Here is a 4,234-nt window from a genome sequence, read left to right as displayed (position 1 = left end):
GCTGGCTAGCCTCCGAGGCGCTCTTGGCGCTGGCCTGCACCAGCCACGCCAGGTAGGGCAGATGCGCAGCCACGTACTGGTCGGCACTAGGGCCCTGCCACGCGCCGGCCTGCACCGCCGCCAAGACCGTGCTGAGCTCCTCAGCGACTGACGCGTATGCCGTGCTCAACGCGTTCCACGCGCCGGCCGCAGCCAGCAGCGACCCGGGTCCCGGGCCGCTGCTCAACAACGCCGAATGCACCTCGGGCGGCGAGGCAAACCAGATCGGCGCCGTCACCGGCCGAGCCCGCGAACCACCCCTAAGACCACGCCGGGGATTCAATACGACGCAGTGTCGTAGTACAAGACCCTAACCGGGTAGGGGGTATCCGCGGGTCTGGGACGCGGCGCTGACGGTCAGACACGAAGCAGGGTCGGCAGTGCCATCGCCGAGTCGATCGCCAGCGCGCAGAACACCACCGCCAGGTAGTTGTTCGACTGCAAGAACAGCCGCAACGGCTTGACCGGCTCACCGCGGCGCACCCCTGCGTAGAGCTGGTGGGCCATCGCCAAGAACCACATCCCGGCCACCGCAGCGACCGCGGTGTACAGCCATCCAGTTGCCAGCGCCAGCACCAGCGTCGCAGCCACCGTCAGCCAGGTGTAGACCAGGATCTGCTTGGTGACCTGACGCTCGGTCGCGACGGCCGGCAGCATCGGCACACCGGCCGCTTTGTAGTCGTCCTTGTAACGCATCGCCAACGCCCAGGTGTGCGGCGGGGTCCAGAAGAAGATGATCACGAACATCACCAGCGCCGGCCAACCGATCGTGCCGGTGACAGCTGACCAGGCGATCATCACCGGCATGCAGCCAGCCGCCCCGCCCCAGACCACGTTCTGCGAGGTCCGGCGCTTGAGTAGCAGGGTGTAGACGAACACGTAGAACGCGATCGTGGCCACCGCCAGCAGCCCGGACAACAGGTTTGTTGTCCACCACAACCAGAAGAACGAAGCGACACTCAGCGTCAGCCCGAACACCAGAGCGTTTCTGGTCGGCACGGCAGCCCGCGCCAGCGGCCGTCGCGCCGTCCGCTTCATTATCTTGTCGATGTCGGCGTCGGCCACACAATTGAGCGTGTTGGCGCCGCCCGCGGCCAGCATCCCGCCGATCAGGGTATCCAGGATCAGCAGCGGATTCACCGTGCCGCGGTCGGCGAGCAGCATCGCCGGAATTGCGGTGACCAGTAACAGCTCAACAACTCGCGGCTTGGTCAACGCCAGATAAGCCAGCAGAGTGGTGCTGACTCGACTCGGCGCAACGCGCTCGCGAATGCTCACGCAATGACTCCTTGGATCACAGCAGCGCGCAGCTTCTACTACAGGCGATGGTAGACCGCCTGCTTGCACCGCTCCTAGTCCAGGGTCGACTCGCAATAATTTGCCGGGAGTTCACGTGCTACTGGACCTGCATCGACGTAGGGTCCGGCACTAGGCTGAGGTTCGATCACTTTGTCGACCCGAGGACGCTCGTGACCACACTCGAAGACATCTCGACCCTTACCCAAGCGCACCATCCCGATGACTGGACCGAGATCGATTCGGCCGCGGTCGACACCATCCGGGTGCTGGCCGCCGACGCGGTCCAAAAGGTCGGCAACGGCCATCCCGGAACGGCGATGAGCCTTGCCCCCCTGGCCTACACGCTGTTTCAGCGGACCATGCGGCACGACCCCGGCGACACCCACTGGCTGGGCCGTGATCGGTTCGTGCTGTCGGCCGGGCACAGCAGCTTGACCCTCTATATCCAGCTGTACCTGGGCGGTTTCGGTCTGGAACTCTCCGATATCGAATCGCTGCGCACTTGGGGATCCAAGACTCCCGGGCACCCGGAATTCCGGCTCACCACAGGGGTGGAGATGACCACCGGCCCGCTTGGCCAGGGTCTGGCGTCGGCGGTGGGGATGGCGATGGCATCGCGGTATGAACGCGGTCTGTTCGATCCGGACGCGGCCCCGGGGACCAGCCCGTTCGACCACTACATCTATGTGATCGCCTCGGACGGCGATATCGAAGAAGGGGTTACCTCCGAGGCGTCGTCGCTGGCCGCGGTCCAGCAGCTCGGCAACCTCATTGTGTTCTACGACCACAACCAGATCTCGATCGAGGACGACACCAATATCGCGCTCTGTGAGGACACCGCGGCGCGATATGAGGCCTACGGCTGGCACGTACAGCGCGTCGAGGGCGGCGAGAACGTGGTCGGTATCGAGGAGGCCATCGCCAATGCCAAGGCCGTCACCGACCGGCCCTCGTTCATCTCGCTGCGCACCATCATCGGCTATCCGGCTCCGAACGCGATGAACACCGGCAAGGCGCACGGCGCGGCCCTCGGCGACGAAGAGGTCGCGGCAGTCAAGAAGATCCTGGGATTCGATCCGGACAAGACCTTCGAGGTGCGCGAGGACGTCATCACGCACACCCGCGGCCTGGTGGCCCGCGGCAAAGAGGCCCACGAACGCTGGCGACCGGAATTCGAGGCCTGGGCGCAGCGCGAACCGGAACGCAAGGCGCTGCTGGACCGGTTGATCGCCAAAAAGTTGCCCGACGGGTGGGACGCCGAGTTACCGCACTGGGAACCGGGATCCAAAGCGCTGGCTACCCGCGCCGCGTCGGGCGAAGTGCTATCGGCGGTGGGACGGAAACTTCCTGAGCTGTGGGGTGGTTCGGCCGACCTGGCCGGCAGCAACAACACCACCATGAAGGGCGTGGACTCCTTTGGCCCGCCGTCGATTTCGACCAAGGACTACACCGCGCACTGGTATGGCCGCACGCTCCATTTCGGTATCCGCGAGCACGCGATGGGTTCGATCCTGTCCGGCATCGTGCTGCACGGCCCGACCCGCGCCTATGGCGGCACCTTCTTACAGTTCTCCGACTACATGCGCCCGGCAGTCCGGCTGGCGTCGCTCATGAATATCGACACGATCTACGTGTGGACGCATGATTCGATCGGACTGGGCGAAGACGGCCCGACGCATCAGCCGATCGAGCACCTGTCCGCGCTGCGTGCGATCCCGCACCTGTCAGTGGTGCGCCCGGCCGACGCCAACGAGACCGCGTACGCCTGGCGGACGATCTTGGCTCGCGGCAACGGCAGCGGTCCGGTAGGCCTCATCCTGACCCGTCAAGGTCTGCCGGTGCTGGAGGGGACCAACGCCGAGGGTGTGGCCAGGGGCGGATACATCTTGGGCGATGACGGCGGCGACGAGCCCGACGTCGTTCTGATCGCCACCGGCTCCGAGGTTCAGTTGGCTGTTGAGGCGCAGAAGTTGTTGGCGGACAAGGACATTGTTGCGCGCGTGGTGTCGATGCCATGCGTCGAATGGTTCGAGTCCCAGCCGTACGAATACCGCGACAGCGTGCTGCCGCCGTCGGTGTCGGCCCGCGTCGCCGTCGAGGCCGGCGTCGCGCAGTGTTGGCACAAGCTGGTCGGCGACACCGGAGAGATCGTTTCGATCGAGCACTACGGGGAATCCGCCGATGCGAAGACCTTGTTCCGCGAATTCGGGTTCACTCCTGAAGCCGTCGTTGATGCCGCCGAACGAACAATCGACAACTAGAAGGAAGGGAATTCGATGACTCAGAATCCCAATCTCGCCGCGCTGAGCGCCGCGGGCGTATCCGTGTGGCTGGATGACTTGTCCCGACAGCGCTTGCAGTCCGGCAACCTGCAAGAACTGATCGACACCAAGAGCGTGGTCGGTGTCACCACCAACCCGTCGATCTTCCAGAAGGCGCTGGCCGAGAGCGATGCCTATGACGCTCAAGTCGCCGAGCTGGCCGAGCGCGGCGCCGACGTGGACGCCACTGTGCGCACCGCCACCACCGACGATGTCCGCAACGCCTGCGACGTGCTCAAGCCGCAGTGGGAAGCCTCCGACGGGGTTGACGGCCGGGTGTCGATCGAGGTCGACCCGCGGCTGGCGCACGACACCGACAAGACCATCAAGCAGGCCATCGAGCTGTGGAAGATCGTCGACCGGCCCGACCTGTTGATCAAGATCCCGGCAACCAAGGCAGGTCTGCCGGCCATCACCGCCACTCTGGCGGAGGGGATTTCGGTTAACGTCACGCTCATTTTCTCCGTCGAGCGGCACCGCGCGGTGATGGATGCCTACCTGGCCGGGCTGGAGAAGGCCCGGGAGGCCGGGCACGACGTGTCCAATATCCATTCGGTGGCATCGTTTTTCGTCTC

General features: G+C 65.0%; 4 protein-coding genes. 2 read left to right on the top strand and 2 right to left on the bottom strand.

Annotated features, from left to right (window positions below; translation table 11 throughout):
- Together VEI45_RS01205 and VEI45_RS01200 are read right to left on the bottom strand one after the other, a co-directional pair.
- A partial coding sequence (locus VEI45_RS01205) for a PPE family protein (protein WP_324849319.1) occupies positions 1–277 on the bottom strand: 277 nt, incomplete at its 3' end.
- 119 nt (positions 278–396) lie between these two features.
- On the bottom strand, positions 397–1,317 hold the full coding sequence (locus VEI45_RS01200) for a heme o synthase (protein WP_324849317.1): 921 nt from the start codon (positions 1,315–1,317) through the stop codon (positions 397–399).
- A gap of 191 nt (positions 1,318–1,508) precedes the next feature.
- On the opposite strand from VEI45_RS01200, the gene tkt reads away from it, so the two are divergent.
- Both tkt and tal read left to right on the top strand, forming a co-directional pair.
- Complete coding sequence (tkt, locus tag VEI45_RS01195) at positions 1,509–3,599, top strand: transketolase (RefSeq protein WP_324849315.1); 2,091 nt, start codon at positions 1,509–1,511, stop codon at positions 3,597–3,599.
- Positions 3,600–3,614: 15 nt separating this feature from the next.
- Positions 3,615–4,234, top strand: a 620-nt coding sequence (gene tal, locus VEI45_RS01190) for a transaldolase (protein ID WP_324849313.1), incomplete at its 3' end; no start/stop codon positions are given.

It is taken from the genome of Mycobacterium sp. (genome assembly GCF_035623875.1).
GTDB lineage: Bacteria > Actinomycetota > Actinomycetes > Mycobacteriales > Mycobacteriaceae > Mycobacterium.
The sequence above is the reverse complement of the archived record's forward strand: the minus strand, read 5'-3'. Positions and strand labels throughout refer to the sequence as shown.